The organism is Brevibacterium sp. 1718 (assembly GCF_051131255.1).
GTDB lineage: Bacteria > Actinomycetota > Actinomycetes > Actinomycetales > Brevibacteriaceae > Brevibacterium > Brevibacterium sediminis.
Genome location: NZ_CP186550.1, coordinates 2,037,902 through 2,059,676 on the forward strand (window position 1 = coordinate 2,037,902; position 21,775 = coordinate 2,059,676).

General features: G+C 63.4%; 19 protein-coding genes. 9 read left to right on the forward strand and 10 right to left on the reverse strand.

Going from position 1 to position 21,775, the window contains the following annotated elements:
• Positions 1 to 134 precede the first annotated feature (134 nt).
• Positions 135 to 575: an RDD family protein gene (locus tag ACOZ9V_RS09170; RefSeq protein WP_139467175.1), complete on the forward strand. Its 441-nt coding sequence runs from the start codon at positions 135 to 137 to the stop codon at positions 573 to 575.
• A 173-nt stretch (positions 576 to 748) separates the two neighbouring features.
• Here the strand turns inward: ACOZ9V_RS09170 and ACOZ9V_RS09175 are convergent, their stop codons facing one another.
• The 3 genes from ACOZ9V_RS09175 to lipB form a co-directional block, all read right to left on the reverse strand.
• Positions 749 to 1,486, reverse strand: a complete 738-nt coding sequence (locus tag ACOZ9V_RS09175; RefSeq protein WP_139467176.1) for a DUF4191 domain-containing protein — start codon at positions 1,484 to 1,486, stop codon at positions 749 to 751.
• 63 nt (positions 1,487 to 1,549) lie between these two features.
• Entirely contained in the window at positions 1,550 to 2,602 is a 1,053-nt protein-coding gene (gene lipA / locus ACOZ9V_RS09180; protein ID WP_139467177.1) for a lipoyl synthase, read from the reverse strand.
• Positions 2,603 to 2,612: 10 nt separating this feature from the next.
• Complete coding sequence (gene lipB, locus ACOZ9V_RS09185) at positions 2,613 to 3,251, reverse strand: lipoyl(octanoyl) transferase LipB (protein ID WP_139467178.1); 639 nt, start codon at positions 3,249 to 3,251, stop codon at positions 2,613 to 2,615.
• 158 nt (positions 3,252 to 3,409) lie between these two features.
• Here lipB and ACOZ9V_RS09190 point away from each other — a divergent pair, with 158 nt between their 5' ends.
• Positions 3,410 to 4,825, forward strand: a complete 1,416-nt coding sequence (locus ACOZ9V_RS09190; protein ID WP_434595255.1) for a hypothetical protein — start codon at positions 3,410 to 3,412, stop codon at positions 4,823 to 4,825.
• Between the two features lie 62 nt (positions 4,826 to 4,887).
• Here ACOZ9V_RS09190 and sucB read toward each other — a convergent pair whose 3' ends face one another.
• The 3 genes from sucB to ACOZ9V_RS09205 all read right to left on the reverse strand — a co-directional run bounded on the left by sucB (position 4,888) and on the right by ACOZ9V_RS09205 (position 9,750).
• Entirely contained in the window at positions 4,888 to 6,711 is a 1,824-nt protein-coding gene (gene sucB / locus ACOZ9V_RS09195; protein WP_139467180.1) for a 2-oxoglutarate dehydrogenase, E2 component, dihydrolipoamide succinyltransferase, read from the reverse strand.
• 21 nt (positions 6,712 to 6,732) lie between these two features.
• A complete protein-coding gene (gene lpdA / locus ACOZ9V_RS09200) occupies positions 6,733 to 8,121 on the reverse strand; it encodes a dihydrolipoyl dehydrogenase (RefSeq protein WP_139467181.1) in 1,389 nt (462 codons plus the stop codon).
• A gap of 153 nt (positions 8,122 to 8,274) precedes the next feature.
• On the reverse strand, positions 8,275 to 9,750 hold the full coding sequence (locus tag ACOZ9V_RS09205; RefSeq protein WP_139908011.1) for a leucyl aminopeptidase: 1,476 nt from the start codon (positions 9,748 to 9,750) through the stop codon (positions 8,275 to 8,277).
• A gap of 122 nt (positions 9,751 to 9,872) precedes the next feature.
• On the opposite strand from ACOZ9V_RS09205, the gene ACOZ9V_RS09210 reads away from it, so the two are divergent.
• The gene (locus ACOZ9V_RS09210) at positions 9,873 to 10,979 is read left to right on the forward strand and encodes a quinone-dependent dihydroorotate dehydrogenase (RefSeq protein WP_434595258.1); all 1,107 of its coding nucleotides are present in this window, start codon (positions 9,873 to 9,875) and stop codon (positions 10,977 to 10,979) included.
• Here ACOZ9V_RS09210 and ACOZ9V_RS09215 read toward each other — a convergent pair.
• Positions 10,954 to 11,565, reverse strand: a complete 612-nt coding sequence (locus tag ACOZ9V_RS09215; RefSeq protein ID WP_434595261.1) for a DUF3043 domain-containing protein — start codon at positions 11,563 to 11,565, stop codon at positions 10,954 to 10,956. The genes ACOZ9V_RS09210 and ACOZ9V_RS09215 overlap by 26 nt on opposite strands.
• 23 nt (positions 11,566 to 11,588) lie before the next feature.
• Here ACOZ9V_RS09215 and ACOZ9V_RS09220 point away from each other — a divergent pair, with 23 nt between their 5' ends.
• The 6 genes from ACOZ9V_RS09220 to ACOZ9V_RS09245 all read left to right on the forward strand — a co-directional run bounded on the left by ACOZ9V_RS09220 (position 11,589) and on the right by ACOZ9V_RS09245 (position 17,178).
• Positions 11,589 to 12,965 carry a dipeptidase gene (locus ACOZ9V_RS09220; protein ID WP_434595264.1) on the forward strand — a complete coding sequence of 459 codons (1,377 nt, stop codon included), beginning with the start codon at positions 11,589 to 11,591 and terminating at the stop codon, positions 12,963 to 12,965.
• 77 nt (positions 12,966 to 13,042) lie between these two features.
• Positions 13,043 to 13,396 carry a HesB/IscA family protein gene (locus ACOZ9V_RS09225; protein ID WP_025778316.1) on the forward strand — a complete coding sequence of 118 codons (354 nt, stop codon included), beginning with the start codon at positions 13,043 to 13,045 and terminating at the stop codon, positions 13,394 to 13,396.
• Positions 13,397 to 13,425: 29 nt separating this feature from the next.
• Positions 13,426 to 14,103, forward strand: coding sequence for a leucyl/phenylalanyl-tRNA--protein transferase (gene aat / locus ACOZ9V_RS09230; protein ID WP_434595267.1), 678 nt, complete (start codon positions 13,426 to 13,428; stop codon positions 14,101 to 14,103).
• 110 nt (positions 14,104 to 14,213) lie between these two features.
• The gene (gene ctaC, locus ACOZ9V_RS09235; protein ID WP_139467187.1) at positions 14,214 to 15,086 is read left to right on the forward strand and encodes an aa3-type cytochrome oxidase subunit II; all 873 of its coding nucleotides are present in this window, start codon (positions 14,214 to 14,216) and stop codon (positions 15,084 to 15,086) included.
• Complete coding sequence (gene ctaD / locus ACOZ9V_RS09240) at positions 15,083 to 16,780, forward strand: aa3-type cytochrome oxidase subunit I (protein WP_139467188.1); 1,698 nt, start codon at positions 15,083 to 15,085, stop codon at positions 16,778 to 16,780. The genes ctaC and ctaD overlap by 4 nt, the downstream gene beginning before the upstream one ends.
• Entirely contained in the window at positions 16,777 to 17,178 is a 402-nt protein-coding gene (locus ACOZ9V_RS09245; protein WP_139467189.1) for a cytochrome c oxidase subunit 4, read from the forward strand. The genes ctaD and ACOZ9V_RS09245 overlap by 4 nt, the downstream gene beginning before the upstream one ends.
• A 1,072-nt stretch (positions 17,179 to 18,250) precedes the next feature.
• On the opposite strand, the gene qcrB is transcribed toward ACOZ9V_RS09245, so the two are convergent.
• The 3 genes from qcrB to qcrC are packed head-to-tail and all read right to left on the reverse strand — an operon-like array spanning position 18,251 to position 21,751.
• Entirely contained in the window at positions 18,251 to 19,876 is a 1,626-nt protein-coding gene (gene qcrB, locus ACOZ9V_RS09250) for a cytochrome bc1 complex cytochrome b subunit (RefSeq protein ID WP_139467190.1), read from the reverse strand.
• The gene (gene qcrA / locus ACOZ9V_RS09255; RefSeq protein ID WP_434595272.1) at positions 19,873 to 20,916 is read right to left on the reverse strand and encodes a cytochrome bc1 complex Rieske iron-sulfur subunit; all 1,044 of its coding nucleotides are present in this window, start codon (positions 20,914 to 20,916) and stop codon (positions 19,873 to 19,875) included. The genes qcrB and qcrA overlap by 4 nt, the downstream gene beginning before the upstream one ends.
• A gap of 49 nt (positions 20,917 to 20,965) precedes the next feature.
• A complete protein-coding gene (qcrC, locus tag ACOZ9V_RS09260; RefSeq protein WP_139467192.1) occupies positions 20,966 to 21,751 on the reverse strand; it encodes a cytochrome bc1 complex diheme cytochrome c subunit in 786 nt (261 codons plus the stop codon).
• Positions 21,752 to 21,775 lie beyond the last annotated feature (24 nt).

Consider the following 21,775-nt stretch of genomic DNA (forward strand, 5'->3'; position numbering starts at 1 on the left):
CTAGTTCGTGTACGGTGGCCGTTTGTCCTGACCACGGTCAATCTTAGTCGCCGAAGAATGAAGTGGTGATGTCGACCATGTTTCGGGCATGTTTCCTGAGGATCCACTCAGGCCGGATTTCGTAGGCTGGGGGAGTGATCAATCGTGACGACCTTGGTTCCTGGCTCGAAGGACCCCGGTTCGACAGGGAAGAAGACGACTGGCCCGGAAAGCGGCTGGGTCTGCCTGTCAACGGCTCGCATTCTCTGGCCCCGGCGTGGAAGCGAATCCTCGCCCTGCTCGTCGACTGGCTGATGTGTCTGGCGATCGCCAATCTCATCGATCCGGCGAATCCGATCCTCGCGCCCGCGTTCTTCGCCCTCGAGAATTTCGTGCTCGTGGGAACTCTCGGGTATTCGGTTGGCCATCGTCTCTTCGGCATCGAAGTCCGGCGCCTCGACGGCCACGTGCCGGGACTGATCAAGTCGCTCATCCGCTCAGTCCTCGTCGTGCTCGTCATTCCGGCGCTCATCTTCAACCGCGACAACCGCGGAGTCCACGACCTTGCGGCAGGAACAGTCATTCTCCGCCGCTGACCTCCCAGTTGCTACCTGACGGCGGCCCAGCAACCTCGCGCGAGGTTGCTGGGCCGCCGTCAGGTAGCAATTGGAGGGGAATACACGGGGAATGGGAAGCGGCGCCGACTCTCGTTGAGTCGGCGCCGCTTTCTTTCGCCTCGGCCGTGGGATTTCGGCGGAGGGGATGCGGATCAGCGTCCGCGCATCGCCTTGTGGTTCGGGCGGGCCTTGTTCGGGTCGATGCCCTTCGGGATCGGCGGGCGCGTGCCCTGCGTCCCGAGAGCAGCCAGACGATTGCGCACGGCCAGGACCTCGGCGCGGTTGAGCTTGCGCGGCAGCTTCTGCACGGCCGGGACGACCTGCTTCATCGCGAGCTGGCCCTCTTCCTTGCCACCCTGGAAGGTGTGGACCGGAACATTGGGGAGGATGCGCTCGTGGCGCTTCTTCTCCTTGGCCAGCAGCTTCGCGCTGCGTCCCTTCGGACCTTCGCTCAGCAGCACGACGCCGGCGCGACCGGTCGATCGGAACACGAGGTCGCGGCTCTTCGGATCGACGGCGATGGGCTTCTCATCCATCAGGTATCCGCGGCGGGCCGTGTTGAGAACAGCGCCGAAGGCTCCGGGCTGTCCGTCCATCTGAGCGAAAGCGGCGGTCTCGGCGAAGCGGCCGAGCATGAACATGCCCAACAGCAGACCGACCATGAAGCCGAGGATCGTCGTGAAGATCGCGGTGGTGCCGCCGATGAGCAGACCGATCAGCAGACCGATGAGCGTGCATCCGAGGATCGCCGCAGCCAGCAGCCACGGAGTCGCTTTGTTGTGTTTAGCGGACAGCTCGTAGACCTGACGCATCTGCGCCAGTCGGCCGGGCTTCTTGTTCGGATCCTTTGGCTTGCGCCGGAAGAGTCCCTTACGCGGTTCTTCGCTCATTCTCTCACTTGCTCTTGAGGGGCGTTGCGGCGTCGCCTCCGGTAATCAGGGGGAGGCCGACGCTCATTGCTTAGCAGTCAAGTCTACCTCTTCGCCGGGGCCGAAGGTATCCACAACGGCCTGCGCCTCCTGCTTGGCGGGGGTGTGCTTGTCCAGGTGCGCCAGATGCGAGGGGATCTCCTCTCCGCGGCGGCGCATGGCGGTGGCCCACAGGCGTCCGGCACGGTACGACGAACGCACGAGCGGACCCGACATGACACCGAGGAAGCCGATCTCCTCTGCAGCGTCACGCAGCATCACGAAGTCGGCGGGCTTGACCCACCGGGTGACGGGATGGTGCCGAGGAGAGGGACGCAGGTACTGCGTGATGGTGATGAGGTCGCAGCCGGCATCGTGGAGGTCCTGCAGTGCGGAGATGATCTCGTCGTTCGTCTCACCCATCCCGAGGATGAGGTTCGATTTCGTGACCAGGCCGGCCTCGCGGGCCTGAGTGATCACCGACAGCGATCGTTCGTAGCGGAATGCGGGACGGATGCGCTTGAAGATGCGCGGAACCGTTTCAACATTGTGCGCGAGCACTTCAGGTCGGGAGGAGAACACCTCGGCGAGCTGATCCGGCTTGGCATTGAAATCGGGGATGAGCAGCTCCACGCCGGTGCCGCGTCCGTCGACATACGAGAGGTCGTGGATCTGGCGCACGGTCTCTGCATAGAGCCAGGCGCCGCCGTCTTCGAGGTCGTCTCGTGCCACACCGGTGATCGTCGAGTAGCGCAGACCCATCTCCGCCACCGAGGCGGCCACGCGGCGAGGTTCGTCAGCGTCGAATTCAGCCGGTCGGCCGGTGTCGATCTGGCAGAAGTCACAGCGCCGGGTGCACTGTTCGCCGCCGATGAGGAAGGTCGCTTCGCGATCTTCCCAGCATTCGAAGATGTTCGGGCAGCCTGCCTCTTCGCAGACCGTGTGCAGCTCCTGCTTGCGCACGAGCGACTTCAGTGCGGTGTATTCGGGGCCGATATGGGCCTTCGCTTTGATCCAGGCCGGCTTGTCCTCGATGGGAGTCTCGGAGTTGCGGGCTTCGACGCGGAGCATGCGGCGGCCCTCTGGTGCGATCGTCATCTGAGTTCTCCTAAGCGGTGATGGTCTCGTGCAGGATTTCGTCGAGTCGCTGCGCCACATCTTCGGGAGTGACGGTCCGACCGAGCTCAGCACTGATGGACGTGGTGTCGGCGTCTGTGATCCCACACGGGATGATGGACTCATAGGCGCCGAGGTCGTTGCTGCAGTTCAGGGCCAGGCCGTGCATCGTCACGCCTTCGTGGATGCGGATGCCGATGGCACCGATCTTGCGGTCGCGACGGAGTTCGTCGCCGCGCAGCCAGACACCGGCCCGGCCCTCGATCGTGGTCGCCTCGATCTCGTATTCGGAGAGCAGTCGGATCATCGCGTCCTCGAGTTGGGACACGAAGAGTCGGACCTCTTTGGGGTCGTTGAGCTTGTAGATGCAGTAGGCGACCAGCTGTCCGGGACCGTGCCAGGTGATCTTCCCGCCGCGGTCGACGTCGATGACATCTGTGCCGTCGGTCGGTCGTTCGAAGTCCTCGGTGCGCTTGCCGGCCGTATAGACCGGGGAATGCTCGAGGAGCAGGATCGTCGATCGACGGTCGCCGGCGAGCACTTCGTCGTGGTATCTCTTCTGCAATTCCCAAGTCTGCCGATAGTCCGAGAGGACAGGGGCGAACCCGAGCGTTTCTGTGGCCAGGGGCATGGCTCCACACTATGACTCTTGACCCCAGTGTTCAATTTGTTTCCAATCACATCTGGCGACCTTCACCGAGGCTGTGGCCCTTGACACATAACGACATCGGCGAGCATCATTAAACAACACTAAATGCGACTGATCATCATCAACGGAGATGACGAACCATGACATGGGAGTTCCAAGCAACGATCGCGGATGATATCCATCGCGTCGTCGATTCCGACGGTCGCAGTGCATGGGGCGTCGTGCACAATGATTTCGATGCCGACGACCCCCGTGTTCTCGCCCTCACCGAGGTGGCTCTTCCGACCGGCGCCCGTTCCCTTCTCATCGTCCCCGCTTCGCCCGGTGGTCTCGTCCTCGACGTGATCCGCACCTATCAGGGACTGACCGAGGCCGAGCTGTGCACCCTGTTCCTGGGCATCATCGAGGAGCTCACGACGTGCACGCGACCAGAGGATCGGCTCACTCTGTCCGCGTTCTCCCTCGACGCCCACGGTCGACCGGTCCTCATTCCCGGAGTCTCGGCGCCCATTGCGACGACACCGCGCCGCGCCGTGGGAGAGATGATCTATCACGCCGTCCACGGGCGGCCGTGGGCCGAGGTGCTGCTTCCCGTCGACCTCGCTCTGTCCGAGTCATCGTCGGCTCTGCGGTCGCTCGTCGCAGGCCTCCTGGACGATGCGGCGTCCGAAATCGGGTTGGGCACCGCCCTCGCCGAGGCGGCGGATTCCCTTCGTACACTCGACCGTCCCGCTGCGCTTCCAATGGTGCCTGCCGAGAGCGGAACGTCGCCGGAATCGGCCCTCACGGCTCGTCTGCGCGTGGCAACCGGACTCAGACCGCACCGGCGATCCGAGGAGGACAGCGGTTCGACGCACAGCGCACCGGCCCCGCCTCTGCGCGGAGGCGGAGTGACTCCGCTGCGCGCCGAGGCGAAGAGCTCGCGACGCTCGAGACGTGATCGCCGACGCGCAGGCGGCCGAAAGGAGTGGATGGTACCGCTGCTGGGCTCCGTGGGCTCCCTGTGGACCCGCCTGCGGGCGGTGGACCTGCATCGTGTGTTCGGTCACGGCACCCTGCTCATCGGCCTCGCCGTGTGCCTGACGGTTCTGGGCGGAGTCGTCGTCTGGTCCTCATGGTCGTCCACCGTGGCCGTGAGCGGAGAAGAGGCGCCGTCCGCCGAGGGGGCGACCCGGCCGCCCGAAGCGACGTCGACGCCGAGCGCAGACGACGTGTCCGCCGTCCTCGAGGAACTGTGCGAGTCACGCGCAGCAGCTCTCAGCAATGGCGACGAGGCGGCTCTGAAGGCACTGACGGTGCCCGACTCGGCTGCCGCAGCAGCCGATGAGCTCATCGATCCCTCGGCGTATGCCGACTCCGACTATTCGATCGATGTCGAGGACGTGGAGATCGTCGCCGCCGACGATGACCGGGTGGTCGCCTCGGCGCTTATGCGGTCGAGCGGAGGCACCGGGGCCGCCCTGGTGGAGTTCGCCGAGCAGACCGTCGAGTTCGAACTGCACAGAGTCGAGGGTACATGGCTCGTAGCGGAGGTCCGGGAGGCGACGACGCGGTGAATGGCCCGAGGGGCCGACCACGAATGGTCGGCCCCTCGATCAGGTGTGTCGGAGAGTCAGGCTCAGAGGTCGAGATCGGCCTCGAAGTTGCCTTCTTCCAGACGTGCCTTGATGGTCTGCAGGAATCGTCCTGCATCCGCACCGTCGACCAGCTGGTGGTTGTAGGTCAACGGCAGGTACACCATGTCGCGGATGGCGATCGCCTCATCGCCGTCGGCCGTCTTCACGGCGATGGGACGGCGGACGATCGCGCCCGTGCCGATGATGCCCATCTGCGGCTGGTTGATGATCGGCGTGTCGAACAGTGCCCCGACGGAACCGATGTTGGTCACCGTGAAGGTTCCACCCGAAAGCTCGTCCGGCATGATCTTGTTGTTGCGGGTCCGGTCGGCGACATCGTCGATGGCCTTCGACAGACCTGCGACGCTGAGGTCACCGGCATCCTTGATCACGGGCACGAGCAGTCCGCGCGGGGTATCGACCGCAACGGCCAGGTGCTCGTGATCGAAGTAGGTGATCTGCTGCGACTCGAGATCGTACTGAGCGTTGACCTTCGGGTGCACCTGAAGCGCTTCGACGATGGCCTTGGCGAAGAACGGCAGGTAGGTCAGCTTCGAACCGTGCTTGGCCTGGAATGCCTCCTTATTGGCCTTGCGCAGCTTGACGACGCGAGACATATCCACTTCGATGACCTGCGTGAGCTGAGCGGAGACATCGAGTGACTCGCTCATGCGCTTGGCGATGGTCTGGCGGATACGCGAAGCCTTCTCCGTGGTGCCGCGCAGCTTCGCAGCCTCCTCGGGGATCTCGACCTTGAACGGAGCCTTCGGAGCTCCGGCCGATGCGCCGGACTGTGCCGCGGGAGCGGCAGCAGGGCCGTTCTTCGCGGCCGATTCGACATCCTGCTTGCGGATGCGACCGCCCACTCCGGTGCCGGAGACCTGCGAGAGGTCGACACCCTTCTCGCGGGCCAGACGGCGCACGAGGGGAGTGACGTAGGCAGCGTTCTCACCGACGGTGTCGGCGGCGGCAGGTGCCTGTGCAGCTGCTTCCACCGGCTCTTCGGCCTGAGCGGCCGAGGCGGACTGTGCGGATGCGGTCGCGGCCGGCTTGGGAGCCGATTCCTGCTTCGCTGCCTCCTCCTTGGGGGCTTCCTGTTTCGGAGCCTCTTCGGCGGGGGCTTCCTGCTCCGGAGCTTCCTCGGCGGGGGCCTCTTCCTTGGGCGCATCCTCAGCCGGTGCGGATTCGGCCGGGGCACCGGAACCGATGCGAGCCAGAGGCGCGCCGACCTCGACGGTATCGTCCTCTTCCGCCAAGTGAGCCTGAACGACTCCGGCAACGGGGGAGGGGACCTCGGTGTCGACCTTGTCGGTGGAGACCTCGAGGAGCGGTTCGTCGACCTCGACCTCTTCACCGACTTCCTTGAGCCAGCGGGTCACGGTGCCCTCGGTGACGGATTCGCCGAGCGCGGGCATTGTGATCTCGGTGCCTTCGGAGGATCCTGAATCCGAAGCGGCAGGTTTCGGATCCTCGGCCGGGGCCTCTTCGGCCGCCGGTGCTTCTTCGGCGGGTGCTTCTTCAGCCGGGGCCTCTGCAGGCTCCTCGGCGGGTTCCTCCGCAGGTTCCTCGTCGTGGGTTGAAGCGCCGCTGCCGTCGCCGATGTAGGCGAGGTCGCCGCCGACCTCGACCACGTCATCTTCTTCGGCCAGGATCTTCTCGAGGGTGCCTGCGTAGGGGCTCGGGATCTCAGTGTCGACCTTGTCGGTCGACACCTCGAGCAACGGCTCGTCTACCTCGACTTCTTCGCCCACTTCCTTGAGCCAGCGAGTGACAGTGCCCTCGGTGACCGACTCTCCGAGAGCCGGCATCTGAACGGAATTCGACATGAGTATTCGTCTCCTCGGATCTTATGAGTGGAAGTGCAGGGGTTTGCCGGCCAGGGCCAAGTGCGCCTCGCCGAGTGCTTCGTTCTGCGTGGGGTGCGCGTGGATGAGCTGCGCGACTTCCTCGGGGAATGCTTCCCAATTGACGATGAGCTGCGCTTCACCGGCCTGCTCGGACAGGCGAGCACCGATTCCGTGCACGCCCACGACCGGACCGTCCTTCTCGCGGATGACCTTGATCAGGCCTGTGGTGCCCAGGATCACGGACTTGCCGTTGCCGCCGAGGTTGTACTCGAGCGATTCGACCTGGTCCGCTCCGTACTTCTCTTCCGCCTGAGCGGAGGACAGTCCGACGGAGAAGATCTCCGGTTCGCAGTACGTCACGCGCGGGATGCCCGATTCGACGACCGGTGCCGGGTTGAGGCCGGCGATCTCCTCCGCGATGAAGATGCCCTGGCCGAAGGCGCGATGGGCCAGTTGGAGTCCGGGGACGATATCGCCGCAGGCGTAGATGTTGCCGACGCCGGTGTGGAGACGTTCATTGGCGAGGACGAACCCGCGATCCATCGGGATACCCTGCTCTTCGAAGCCGAAGCCCTCGGTGACTGGGCCGCGGCCGACGGCGACGAGGAGGTACTCCGCCTCGAGCGTCGAACCGTCTTCGAGAGTGACCTTGACCCCGTCGGCAGTCTCTTCGACGCCCTTGAACATGACGCCGAGCTTGAACTTGATCTTGCGCTTCTTGAAGGCGCGCTCGAGGTTCTTCGAGATGGTCTCGTCCTCGTTGGCAACGAGGTGCTTGAGGCCCTCGACGATCGTGACGTCAGCTCCGAAGGAGTTCCAAACGCTGGCGAACTCGACGCCGATGACGCCGCCGCCGAGCACGATGGCCGAGCTCGGGACCTTGTCGAGCTGGAGAGCCTCGGTGCTCGTGATCACGCGGTCGGTGACCTCGAGACCGATGGTCTTCGATGTCGAACCGGTCGAGAGCAGAACGTTCGTGCCCTTGACGGTGTGGTTGCCGTCTTCGCCGGTGACCTCGACAGTGTCTTTGCCGACGAGCTTGCCGGTGCCGAAGTAGGTGTCGATTCCGCGAGCCTTGACCAGACCCTGCAGACCCTTGTAGTTGCGGGTGATGACCCCGTCCTTGTACTCGAGCACCTTGGCGATGTCGATCCCCTTGAACTCGGCTTCGATGCCGAAGGTCTCAGAGTTCTTGGCGGTGTCGGCGACTTCTGCGGCGTGCAGAAGAGCCTTCGTCGGCACGCAGCCACGGTGCAGGCAGGTGCCTCCCACCTTGTCGCGTTCGATCAAAGCGACCTTCATGTCGAGCTCTGCGGCTCGCAGAGCAGCGGCATAGCCACCGGTTCCGCCACCCAGAACGACAAGGTCGTAGGTCAATTCGTCACTCACGGATTTCTCCTCGTAGCTGTGAATAAGCCTGCAGTACGCAGCTTTCAGTCTTATCTTTCCACTTTTCTTGCGCGGGGCGAAGAAAAACGCTGTCTGATTGGACACAGGTGGGCATCATCACGTTCACCTCGACAGCGTGTAGAACCACCGGGCTCAGGCCTTCGCCTTCGCGATTTCGATGAGGGTGCGCACCGCGGCTCCAGTCGCGGCCTTCGGCGTGTAGCCGAAGGGTGCTGAACCGTTGAAGCTCGGTCCGGCGATGTCGATATGCGCCCAGTTCGCATCCTCTCCGACGAATTCACGCAGGAACGCCGCAGCGGCGAGCATGCCGCCGGGGCGCGGTCCTGAGTTCGTGAGATCGGCGGCGGTGGAGTCGAACCCGGAGAGCATCTCCTCGGGGATCGGCATCGCCCACATCTGCTCACCGGCTACGGAAGCCGAGGCGATGACCTCTGCCCGTGCGGCCTCGGAACCCATGACACCGGAGGTGCGTTCGCCGAGGGCGACGATCTGAGCACCGGTGAGTGTGGCCACATCGATGAGCAGATCCGGGTTCTCAGCCCCCGCATCGGTGAGCGCATCCGCGAGGACGAGGCGACCCTCGGCATCGGTGTTCGTGACCTCGACGGTCTTGCCGCTGCGCATCTTCAGCACGTCGCTGGGGCGCTGTGCCGAAGACCCGGGCATGTTCTCCGCCATCGGCAGCCACGCAGTGACACGCACCGGGAGCTTGAGGTCGGCGATGCCGAAGAGCGCCTGAACGACGGCCGCGGAACCGGCCATATCGGACTTCATGTCCTCCATGCTCTTCGCCGGCTTGAGTGAGATGCCGCCGGAGTCGAAGGTGATTCCCTTGCCGACGAAGCTGAGATGGCGCTTGGCGCCGCGAGGTGCGTATTCGACCTTGACGAGGCGGGGTCCACGAGTCGAACCCTGGCCGACGCCGATGATTCCGCCGTAGCCTCCGGCCTTGAGCTCCTTCTCGCCGAGCACTGTGACCTTGAGCTTGCGGTCCTTGGCCTGGTCCTTGACGATCTCCGCGTAGGACTCCGGGTAGAGATCCAGTGGGGGAGTGTTGACGAGATCGCGAGCTCTGTTCGTCGCGGCCGCGATCACTGCGCCGGCGTCATGGGCTGCGGCGAAGGTCTTGCCCTTGGGGCCGATGACGGTGATCTCGCCCGGAGTCCCGCCTTCGCTGCGGTAGTCGAGGAAACGGTAGGTTCCGAGTCCCGCGCCCACCGTGATCGCTTCGACCTCTGTCGGAGTGGCGGCGGGCAGGGCCAGTGCGATCGACTCGACACCGTCGAGTGCACGCAGCGCCGCTCCCGCGCCGCGACGCAGCGTTTCAGCAGCTGCGGCGACATCGGAGTCATCGGGATCGAAGTCCCCGAGCCCCACGAGCAGGACGGAGTCGGCGGCGACACCCTTCGGAGCGGGAACACGAGCGGTGGATCCGGCCTTTCCGCTGAACCCGATGGCGCGAGCGGCTTCGTCGAGGGCGGTCTTCGCCGCCTTCGCCCCTTCGAGTCCGAGGACCGTCGAGTCGGCTGCCGCCAGCACCAGAACGGAGGCGGTGGCCTTCACCGGTGAGGTCGTGGAGTAGCTGCTGAGGGTGGATGCACCAGCCATGAGTTCCCTTTCAGTCGTCTTTGAACGTTGCTTCGATCCTAATGCCAAACACGCCGACTTGCTGAAGCAGTGAGTCGAGCGCCTGCTGAAGCGATGAGGGACTCTGACATATTCTTAGGTGCGTGTACTCATTGATCTTCAGACTCCTCTTCGTTCCCATGGACGCCGAACGGGCCCATCACCTCTCGTTCTCCGCGCTGCGCCTTCTTGACTCCATTCCTCTGCTCGGTCGCCTGCTCCGCGTCGTCTGTGCCCGCGGCACCGTCCGGCCCGCTCAGGTGATGGGTCTGCCCTTCCCCAACCGAGTGGGCCTGGCCGCGGGGTTCGACAAGAACGGCGTGGGGGTCCGTGCTCTGTCGTCATTGGGCTTCGGACATATCGAGGTCGGAACGATCACCGCCCATGCGCAGCCGGGCAATGATCGTCCGCGGCTGTTCCGTCTGCGGAAGAATCTCGCCCTGCTCAATCGGATGGGGTTCAACAACGACGGAGCCCGGCAGGCATCGTTCAACATCGCCGCCGAACGGAGGAAGATCGAATCCCTCCCGCAGCGCCTGCGTCCCATCGTGGGCATCAACATCGGCAAGACGAAGGTCGTCGAGGCGGCCGACGCGGTGGCCGACTATGCCGCCTCGACCCGTGCGCTGGCTCCCTTGGCCGACTACCTCGTCATCAATGTCAGCTCACCGAACACTCCCGGTCTGCGCGATCTGCAGTCCGTGGGCAGCCTGGAGCCGATCATCACCGCCGTCCGCGACACCGCCGCCGAGGTGGTCGAGCGCCCGCGGTCGACGCTGGGTCATGTGCCCCTGCTGGTCAAGATCGCCCCGGATCTCGCCGACGAGGATGTGGCCGAGATCTGCGACCTCGCTCTGCGCACCGGCGTCGACGGACTCATCACGACGAACACGACGATCGATCGCGGTGTGCTGACCGGCGCCGAGGCGGAGTTCGCCGAAGGTCAGGCAGGCGGCATCTCCGGACGCCCCGTGGCCGAACGCTCTCTCGAGGTGCTGCGTCTGGTCAAGAGGCACGTGGGCGACGAGCTCACCGTCATCTCCGTCGGCGGCGTCGCGGATGCGAAAGACGCCCGGGCTCGAGTGGCCGCGGGCGCCGATCTGGTTCAATTCTATTCGGAGATGATCTACTCCGGTCCGTTCTTCCCCGGCCGCATCGCACGCGGCCTCGAGTCGAGCCGGCTGCTCACTCGGGGTACTGGCGGCGCTTGACCTGAGGCTTGGGCATGCGCAGCGGACGCAGCTGGATGCTGCGCATGACTGCGTAGAAGGTGATGCCCCGTTCGACCTCGCCGAACTTGTTGCGCAGCCGGTTCTTGAGGATGTAGTTGAGCACGAACCCGTCGAGGACGATCAGTGCGATGAGACCCCAGACGGCGTAGGTGAAGTACTGCTGGATCTGCACCGGCTGCGTGAACGCGATGACGAGGATGAGGATCGCGGCTGGTATGAAGATCTCGCCGGTCGAGAAGCGGGCATCGATGTAGTCGCGGATGTATCGGCGCTGCGGGCCCTTGTCACGGCGGGTGAGGTATTTCTCCTCGCCGTTCATCATGCCGATGCGTGCGCGGTCGCGCTCCTGCCGCTGGTGCTCCTTGGCTTGTCTGTTCGCGACTTTGCGATCCTTGTTCACCAAGGGCTGACGGCGCGCGGACTCCTGTTGGCTGCGCTTGGGCGTGGGCCGTCCCTTCTTCGCCTCCGCTTCGCGACGGGCGTCGGCTTCTGCGGAGAGGTCGTCATGGACTGGCTGAGAGGCGGAGGTTTCGTCCTCGGCGCGAGATTTTTTGTTTCCGAACACGAGATGAATACTACCTTTGGAGAATGAGCGAATCGACTTCAGCACTTGACAGTGCACAATTGCATGCCGAACTGGACACCATCTTCGACGAGGTTCTCGGCAATCTCACGGATCTCGTCGCCATCCCCTCCGTCGCCTGGCCGAGCTTCGACGCCGCGAATGTCACGGCCAGCGCCGAGGCTGTCGCGGGCTTGGCGCGTCAGCTCGGCCTCGAGACGGAGATCCTCACCGCGAAGCAGTCGGACGGCGCCGACGGATACCCGGCCGTCGTCGCCTCCGTGCCGGCGCCGGAGGGCGCCCCGACCGTCCTCCTCTACGCCCATCACGATGTGCAGCCGCCCGGCCGCGCCGAGGATTGGGACACCGAACCCTTCGTCGCCACCCGGAAGGGCGACCGCCTCTTCGGCCGTGGAGCCGCCGACGACAAGGCCGGGATCATGGTCCACCTCACGGCTCTGCGGCTGCTGGCCGACCGCCTCGGTGTCGGTGTGACGCTCTTCTTCGAAGGTGAGGAAGAAGCCGGCAGCCCGAGCTTCCGCAATTTCCTCGAGACCTACCGGGACCGCCTGCGCGCAGATGTCATCGTCGTCGCCGATTCGGGCAACTGGGCAGCGGGGACTCCGGCCCTGACGACGAGCCTGCGCGGAATGTGCGCCGTCGAATTCGAGGTCTCCACCCTCGACCACGCCGTGCATTCGGGAATGTACGGGGGAGTGGCACCGGATGCGATGCTCGCGATGACGAAGCTGCTGGCCACCCTCCATGACGACAACGGCTCCGTCGCTGTCGCCGGCCTGCACTCGAGCACAGAGACGTCCATCGACTTCGACGAGGCGACGCTGCGAACAGACTCCGGGGTGCTCGCGGAAACCGAGCTCATCGGCGCAGGCACCTTGGCCTCCCGTCTGTGGACACAGCCGTCGATCACCGTCATCGGTCTCGACATTCCCGATGTGGCGGTCTCCTCGAATACCTTGCAGTCCTCCCTGAAGGCCAAGCTCTCGATCCGACTCGCGCCCGGGGACACCCCCGCCTCGGCGGTCCGGGCCGTCGAGGAGCATCTGCGCGCGCATCTGCCCTTCGGTGCGCAGCTGAGCATCGGGGAGACCGAGGGCGGAAGCCCCTGGCAGGCCGATGAGAACGACCCTGTGGTCCGGACCGCCAGCCAGGCGCTCACCGACGCTTGGGGCACCGAATCGGTGACGATGGGCATCGGCGGATCGATCCCCTTCATCGCCGATCTGCTCGATGTGTTCCCCCGCGCATCGATCCTCGTCACGGGCGTCGAAGATCCCGACGCGAGGGCCCACAGCGCCAACGAATCGCTCTACCTGCCCGATTTCAAAGCCGCGATCGTCGCCGAAGCCCTGCTGCTGCAGCGCCTCGGCGACCACGGATGACACGAATGGGGAATAGCTTGCCGGGCACCGACGTTGTCACTGGTAACCTGGGGACAGGAACGCGAAAAGGAGTAACCATGACTGTGACCGAAAAAGCAGAAGCCACCCACGAGGTGGAGCTGTCGTCGACCGCTGCCGACAAGGTCCGCAGCCTGCTGGAACAGGAAGGTCGTGACGACCTGCGCCTGCGCGTGGCTGTCCAGCCCGGCGGATGTTCCGGACTGATCTATCAGCTCTATTTCGATGAGCGCTTCCTCGACGGAGACGCCGTCCGCGACTTCGACGGCGTCGAGGTCATCGTCGACCGGATGAGCGTTCCCTACCTCAGCGGTTCGACCATCGACTTCTCCGACACCATCGAGAAGCAGGGCTTCACCATCGACAACCCCAACGCCGGCGGATCCTGCGCCTGCGGAGACTCGTTCCACTGATCAGCCTCGGCTGAGGAGGAGCGCTTCTCATGGACCTGGAGGATCTGCGTGCCGTGTCGTACACGGCAACGCAGCCCCAGGTCCTTTTGTCGTATCGGGCCGGACTCTTCCCGATGGGAGTCGGCCACGGAGGCACCGGTCGGATGGGATGGTGGGCTCCACGACGACGTGGAGTTCTGTTTCCCGGTGACCTGCGCGTGACGAAGAGCCTGCGCAAATCGATGAAGCACTTCACCTTCACCATCAACCGAGCCTTCATGCACGTCATCCGCTCGTGTGCCGACCCGCGGCGGACGGGCAGCTGGATCACCGAGGAGATGATCGAGCTCTACCAGGGCCTCCACGACGACGGGTGGGCGCATTCGGTCGAGGTCTGGAACGACGATGAGCTTGTCGGCGGACTCTACGGAGTCGCCATCGGTTCGTTCTTCGCCGGCGAATCGATGTTCCACACTCAGCGGGACGCCTCGAAGGCCGCGCTGGCCCACCTCGTCGAACTCTTCGACGGAACCGACGTCGTCAGCGGAGAAAGCCGGTCCACCTCGGCGGATGCGGATACGGGACCGGGAGAGTGGCTCATCGACACCCAGTGGCAGACATCACACCTCGCCACCCTCGGCGTGTCGGAGATCAGCGGCCTGGAGTACTCCGCGCACCTAGATTCCGCGCTCAGGGGCAGTGTCTGTCAGCATATTCTCAACAAATGAACATCTGCAGGTGAATTTCTACCGCGTGTAGCGGTAGTCTTATGAGTGACAGAGTAAGTACACGTCTCTCGGCCTGACCTGGAGACGCAGAACGTTGTGAAAGGCTGCACGTGGATTCTCCGAATCAGTCAGGACCGCAGCGGTCCTGGGCGAAGCGGCTCGGCATTCTGAGCGCCGTGTTGATACCGGCGTTGCTATCGGGTTGCACTAAAGAGCAGATCGCCACAGGATTTTTTCCCGTCGAATCGCAAGGCGCGACGAACCACACGGATGCCTATACAGCGCTGTGGAACGGCGGCTGGATCGCCCTTCTCATCGTGGGCCTCATCGTGTGGGGACTCATCCTGTGGGCCATGGTCGCCTACCGCCGCCGCAAGAACGATCGCGGACTGCCGGTGCAGATGCGCTACAGCATGCCGATCGAAATCCTCTTCACGGTGACTCCGGTCGTCCTCGTCCTCGGCTTCTTCTTCCAGAACGTCCAGGTCATGGAGAAGACGACGGATGACTCCACCCCTGGCGAGCAGGTCATCGAGGTCGCTGCCAAGCAGTGGGCCTGGGACTTCAACTATGAGACCGAAGACGTCTACTACGCCGGCACTCAGGTTGCCCTCGACGGCACCGAAGCCCCCGAGAAGACCGCTCCCGTCCTCTACCTCCCCGTCGACACCGACCTGGAGATCCGCCTGCACTCCCGCGACGTCCTCCACTCCTTCTGGGTCCCCGCCTTCCTCGAGAAGCGCGATATGATCCCCGGCCACGATCAGAGCCTGCATCTGCGTGCCGAGAAGGAAGGCGAGTATGTCGGCAAGTGTGCAGAGCTTTGCGGTGAGTACCACTCGGAGATGCTTTTCAACGTCAAGGTCGTGTCGAAGGAAGAATTCCAGGAGTACACGCAGTCGCTTGCCGATCAGGGCAACACAGGCCAGCTGGGACCGGAGTACGATCGCAACTGGTACCCGAAAGAAGGTGCTGAGAAATGACCGCCACGATGGATCAGGCGGCTCTTGATGCTCCGGTAGTTCCACGGAGCAAGGGCAAGATCATCGTCGACTGGATCACGTCGACGGACCATAAGACGATCGGGTACATGTACCTCATCGGCTCGTTCTTCTTCTTCTGCGTCGGCGGTGTGATGGCGCTCATCATCCGCCTCGAGCTCTTCGAGCCCGGAATGCAGATCGTTGAGACCAAGGAACAGTACAACCAGCTGTTCACCATGCACGGCACATTGATGCTGCTGATGTTCGCCACCCCGCTGTTCGCCGGCTTCGCCAACGTCATCATGCCGTTGCAGATCGGCGCTCCGGACGTGGCGTTCCCGCGGCTGAATGCCTTCGCCTTCTGGATGTACCTCTTCGGCAGCCTTGTGGCCATCTCCGGATTCCTCACCCCTCAGGGTGCGGCATCCTTCGGCTGGACCGCCTACGCGCCATTGAGCAATACGACGTTCACACCGGGCGCCGGTGGTAACTTGTGGGTCCTCGGACTCGCCCTGCAGGGCTTCGGAACCATCCTCGGCTCCGTCAACTTCATCACGACTGTGATCACCATGCGCGCCCCGGGCATGACCATGTTCCGCATGCCGATCTTCACCTGGAACGTCCTGGTCACCGGCATCCTCGTGCTCATGGCCTTCCAGCCTCTGGCTGCTGCGCTGCTGGTGCTCGGTTCCGACCGCGTCCTCGGTTCCCATGTGTTCAGTCCGGGCAACGGCGGACCGATACTCTGGCAGCACCTGTTCTGGTTCTTCGGCCATCCGGAGGTCTATGTCATTGCGCTGCCGTTCTTCGGCATCGTCACAGAGATCTTCCCGGTGTTCAGCCGCAAGCCGGTCTTCGGCTACAAGGAACTCGTCTTCGCGACAGTTGCCATCGCTGCGCTGTCGGTGACCGTGTGGGCCCACCACATGTACGTCACGGGCGTCGTGGCACTGCCGTTCTTCGCCTTCATGACGATGCTCATCGCGATTCCGACAGGTGTGAAGTTCTTCAACTGGATCGGCACGATGTGGAGAGGCTCGATCACATTCGAGACTCCCATCGTGTGGTCGATCGGCTTCCTCGCAACGTTCCTCTTCGGCGGTCTGACCGGAGTCATCCTGGCCAGCCCGGCCCTCGACCAGCATGTGTCCGACACCTACTTCGTCGTGGCGCACTTCCACTACGTCGTCTTCGGCACCGTCGTGTTCGCGATGTTCGCCGGATTCTACTTCTGGTGGCCGAAGTGGACGGGCAAGATGCTCAACGAAAAGCTCGGACACATCCACTTCTGGATGCTGTTCATCGGCTTCCACGGAACCTTCCTCGTCCAGCACTGGCTGGGTGTCGACGGAATGCCGCGTCGTTACGCCGACTACCTGCCGCAGGACGGTTTCACCTGGATGAACCAGGTGTCGACGGTCGGTTCGCTGCTGCTGGGTCTGTCCATGGTTCCGTTCTTCTGGAACGTGTGGATCACCCACCGCAATGCACCCAAGGTGACGGTCGATGACCCATGGGGCTACGGAGGATCGCTCGAATGGGCTACCTCCTGCCCGCCCCCGCGTCACAACTTCACCTCGCTGCCGCGGATCCGCTCCGAACGTCCTGCCTTCGACCTCAACCACCCCGAGCTGCTTGAATACAGCGGTCACGGTCAGGCAGAACCCCAGCTCACAGGAGACAACGCCAAATGAAGTCATCGATCTACGTCTTCAACCTCTGCGGCCTGTTCTTCATCGCAGTCGGGATCTTCTACGGCTTCTTCACCGACTTCACCGAGCTCGTCGGATTCCCGGCGTTGCTCCTCGTCGGACTGATGGCCCTGATGATCGGCGTCTACCTCTGGCTGACGGATCGACGCGTCGGTCGTCAGCCTCAGGACAACGACGACGCCGAGATCTCCGACGCCGATGCCGACTACGGTATGTTCAGCCCGTGGAGCTGGTGGCCGATCGTCAGCGCGGGAGCCGCCGCCGTCGCATTCTACGGAATCGCCATGGGTTGGTGGATCTTCCCGTTCGGTGTCGTGCTCGGCATCGTTGCTCTGGTCGGTCTCACCTACGAACACGATCGCGGCGATTTCGCCCACTGATTCAGTGATCTGATCGCCCAGCCACTGTGGCCCGGACTCAAGTCGAGTCCGGGCCACAGTGCTATTCACCGGCAGCGGACAAACCCGACACAGGTGGACAGAAATCATCGTGGGCACGTCCTCCGGTCCCTTGTCGGCGCCGGAGTGGCTGATGGACGCTTGCGTGGTCCCCTGCGGCCCATACGTACACCCGCAGGGTCGCACTTCTGCCGTTCGCAGTCGGAGCAAGCGGCGGACTGCTCTTCCGGAGCTAAAGGCGGACTGCGGTTTGGTCCAGGCTGTTCTGAACTCATCACTTTGTTCGGTGAGCATTTGAGAACATTCAGTACCAATTCGACAGAGCACACCGCGATGAAGGAGGCGTTGTGCCGACGCAATCGCCAAGATCGACATCGGGTCCACCACGGATCGCGGCGAGCGTCCACTAGGGCGGACGCAGACGCAGCCGGAGGCGACTGGAGGCTGAAGAGAGCCCTGGTGACACTCTTTCGCTGGCCAAGATGCGGCAGTGTGTCACTGTATCGTTCGGCTCATTCTCTTTCTGCCAATCTCGGGGCCGATGAGCCTCGATCGGCAGTCGAGACTTTGAGAGCAGCTATGAGGCGCCAGGCAACGGGCCAGGGGAGAGGCAGATTCCACGTCTGGGCACCGCTGAACGAACGCCCGTCTTCGTGCTCGGGCCTCCCCGAGGCGAACGGAGCAGTACGTTCAGAAGCTTGCTGCAGGCCCGTCAGCGGCCCGTCGGCAGTCTCAGACGAACTCGTGCTCGGCCAGAGCATTTTGAGACGCAGGACGTGGCTCTCATAGCCTACGGCGGGTGTTCCGATTCGCGGAGAACCAGATCGGACCGACACGGGACTATTCCGATCGAGGCGGAAGCGGCTCAATCCAGGTGGTACTGCCCCTGGCCAGCAGTTGCTGAGACCGACAGGGTCAGGTGCAGATATCCACATCAGGAGGCGGAGAACGGAGTAAGCGACGGAGAGTGACGAGTGACCGCCTCTTCTGTGAATGGAGCGAGGGGCTCAGCAGTTGAACTGCTGAGCCCCTCGTATCAGGTGTGTCGGACCTGTCAGTGTCCGAGTTCCTTGTTGTTCGAACCCTCGACAGCGTCATGGTCGTGGTGCGAAGCTTCGAGCTCCTGCTTCGTCACCGGGGCCACACGATCTTCGAAGAAGAAGCGAGACAGACGTGCACGCAGCTTCTCCATCCCCGTGATCTTGCCCTCGGCATTCGGCTCGGCCGGTACGTAGGCCGGCGACTCGAACGCGGTGATCTTCCACAGCTTGTGCGGGGGAAGAGCCTCGTGACGTTCGAGGAACTCACCGTGGGGCAGACGGATGATATGGGCCGTCTCCCGTCCGTGCAGAGCGATTTCACGGTCCTTGCGCTGAAGCGCGAGGCACATGCGCTTGGTGATGATGTAACCGATGATCGGTCCGAAGAAGAACAGGAATCGGAAGATGTAGATCATGTCGTTGAGCGACATCTGGAAGAACACTGCGATGATGTCACCCGATGCAGCCGCCCACATGTTGCAGTAGAAGATGATTCCTGCAACGCCGATGGCGGTACGAGTCGGGTTGTTGCGCGGACGATCGAGGATGTGGTGCTCACGATGGTCCTTCTGCAGCCACGCCTCGAAGAACGGGTAGATGAACATGACAGCGAACACGCCGCCCATGACGATCACGGCGCTGTTGATGTTGAACGAGATCGGCCATCCGAAGATGTAGAACTCGAACCAGCCCGGGACGATGCGGAGGAACCCATCGGCCCAACCGATGTACCAGTCAGGCTGGGTACCGGCCGAGACCGGGGAGGGGTCATACGGACCGTAGTTCCAGATCGGGTTGATCGTGAACAGCGCCGAGATGAGCGAGAGCAGACCGAAGATGAGGAAGAAGAATCCTCCGCCCTTGGCTGCGAAGGTCGGCAGAACAGGTTCTCCGACGACGTTCTTCTCGGTGTTTCCGGCACCAGGGTACTGGGTGTGCTTGTGCACGACGACGAACATGAGGTGGATGCCGATGAGTGCGATGAGCAGAGCCGGCACGATCATGATGTGCAGGGTGTAGAGGCGGGCCACGATGTCGATGCCCGGGAACTCTCCACCGAAGAGGAAGAACGAGATATAGGTTCCGACGAGCGGCAGCGACTTCAGGATGCCGTCGATGATTCGCAGTCCGTTGCCCGAGAGCAGATCATCGGGGAGCGAGTAGCCGGTGAAGCCGGCCGCCATGCCCATGATGACGAGCAGAACACCGACGACCCAGTTGAGCTCACGCGGACGGCGGAAGGCACCGGTGAAGAACACGCGGAGCATGTGGACGCTCAATGCGGCGACGAAGAGCAGCGCGCCCCAGTGGTGCATCTGTCGGATGAACAGACCGCCGCGGATCTCCAGGGAGATCGCGAGTGTCGAATCATAGGCTTCGGAGATCTCGACGCCGCGCAGCGGCAGCCAGGGTCCGTCGTAGTGCAGTTCGCCCATGGCCGGCTGGAAGAAGAACGTGAGGAACGTTCCGGACAGAACGACGATGATGAAGCTGTAGAGAGCAACCTCGCCGAGCATGAACGACCAGTGGGAGGGGAAGATCTTGCGACCGAACTCGCGCACGAGGACAGATGCCCCGACGCGGGTTTCGGCGAAGTTCGCCGCCTTCCCGATGGTGGTGGTTGGCTGTGTAGTACTCATGGGTGGTTGATCTCCCAGAACGTAGGTCCGACAGGCTCAGGGAAGTCCGACTGGGCAACCAGGTAGCCTTCGCTGTCCACGGTGATGGGTAGCTGAGGAAGCGGTCGTTTGGCCGGGCCGAAGATGACCTTGCAGTGTTCCGTCACGTCGAAGGTCGACTGGTGGCAGGGGCACAGCAGGTGGTGTGTCTGGTGCTCGTACAGTGCGACGGGGCAGCCGACGTGGGTGCAGATCTTCGAGTAGGCGACGATTCCGTCGTGCGACCAGTCCTTGCGATCCGGATCCTCTTTGAGTTCCTTGGGATCGATGCGCATGAGAAGCACGGCCGCCTTGGCCTTCTCGTTCAGCGGGTGCTCGCTGGCCTCCTCGTCGCCGATGCCCGAAGGCAGGACATGGTAGGCCGAGCCGATGGTGACTTCGTCGGCCTTGATCGGACGTTCGGAATCCACCGAGGGGATTCCGCCGAGGTCGCGGATGAGGCGAGTGCCCTTCTGCCAGAGCGTGTTGAACATCTTGTCGCCCGGCAGCGGACCGAGGTCGCGGAAGACGAGAACTGCCGGCAGCGGGGCGATCGCCAGAGCGGCGATGAGCGTATTGCGCAGCAGAGGACGACGGGCGATGCCCGACTCTTCCTTGGCCTGGTGGAGGATCTCGAGCGCAATCGCCTGATCCTCTTCGCTGCCGCCGATGTCATGGCGTTCGTCGATGCCCTCGTGATCGCTCATGAGGTTCTTGGCCCAGAGCACTGCACCGAAGCCGATGGAGAACATCGCGACAGCGGCACCGAGGCCGACGAACATGTTGTGAAGGCGGATGCTCTGCATCGATTCGCCCGGGGTGAACAGGAAGTACGCCACGATGAACCAGATGGTTCCGATCATCGAGAGGATGAACCAGGCGGCTACCTGTCGTTCGGCGACCTTCTCGGCGCGTGGGTCCGAGTCGGCCAGGCGCGGTTTGTGCTCGGGCAGACCTGGGTTCGTGAACCCGTTCAACTCCTCGAGCTGGCTGCCGCCGCCGGAGTGCTCTTTCGAGGTCATTGAATTCCCCGTCTATTCTCGTAATTGATGGTGAACGACACTGTCAGACTCACTTGGCCCTGGATGACAGCCACACTGTCAGACCGATGACGGCAGCAAGTCCGAAGAACCAGATGAACAGGCCCTCTGCCACTGGGCCCAGCGAACCGAGCTTGAAGCCGCCGGGGGAGGGGTTGTCCGAGACTTCCTTGACGTAGGCGATGACATCGCGCTTGTCTTCGGGAGTCAGGTTCGCGTCGTTGAAGATCGGCATGTTCTGGGGGCCGGTCTGCATCGCTTCGTAGAGGTGCTTCTCGGAGACTTCGGACAGGTTCGGTGCGTACTTGCCGCGGGTCAGCGCACCACCGGAGCCGACCACGTTGTGGCACATGGCGCAGTTGGTGCGGAACAGACCGCCGCCGGCAGCGGGATCACCCTTCGAAGCATCGAGGTACTCGTCTTCGGGAACTGCCGGCCCGGGGCCGAGCGAAGCGACGTAGGCAGCGAGCTGAGCGGTCTGCTCTTCGTCGAACTGCGGTTCCTTGACGCGAGCCTGCGGGCCGTTGGCCTGCAGCGGCATGCGTCCGGTGCCGACCTGGAAGTCCACTGCAGCGGCGCCGACGCCGATGAGGCCGGGACCGGCCTTCGAGCCTTCGGCGTTCATGCCGTGACAGGTGGCACAGTTTGCCGCGAAGAGTTTCTTGCCTTCTTCGATATCAGAGGCGCTGGCTGTGTCCGCCTTGGCGCTCGAAGTCTGCGTGAAGAGTGCATAGGCTCCGCCGGTCAGCAGCAGTCCCACGAGAAGAAGCGCGACCAGCGCCATGGGATGTCTGCGGCGATCTGCTAGAAGCTTCACTTGATCGTCCTTTGCTTGAAGTGT